The 413-nt window shown below is 39.2% G+C and carries 1 protein-coding gene; it reads left to right on the top strand.

What is annotated here, in order from left to right; genetic code table 11:
- Positions 1-413 (top strand): helix-turn-helix domain-containing protein (locus ADI86_RS02800; RefSeq protein WP_049531703.1); only part of this gene is annotated, 413 nt, incomplete at both ends.

Genomic DNA, 413 nt, shown 5'->3' on the forward strand with positions numbered 1-413 from the left:
AAAACTCCTAAGAGATTCATCGTACGCCAAATATCACAAACGTCTACAGATTATTTATTTTCGCTCAAAAGGAAAGAGTTATAAGGAAATCATGGATCTGCTAGATTGCAATAAAACAACTGTTTGGAGAAATTTGAAAAAATATAAGGAGTTCGGTTTAGAAGCGCTTCTTCAAGAAAACCGTGGTGGACGTCATCGAGAATATATGACTTACGAAGAAGAACAAGGATTTCTAAAACGTCATATAGAAGCTGCTCAGGCTGGGGAATTTGTAACTGTCAATCAGTTATTTGAAGCCTATCAAAAAGAGATTGGTCGTACTTTCACACGTGATGGTTTCTATTATCTCCTGAAACGCCATGGTTGGCGAACGGTTACTCCTCGACCTGAACATCCCAAGAAGGCAGACGCTC

Origin of the sequence: Streptococcus pseudopneumoniae, from assembly GCF_001074975.1 — a bacterium.
Classification (GTDB): Bacteria; Bacillota; Bacilli; order Lactobacillales; family Streptococcaceae; genus Streptococcus; species Streptococcus pseudopneumoniae_D.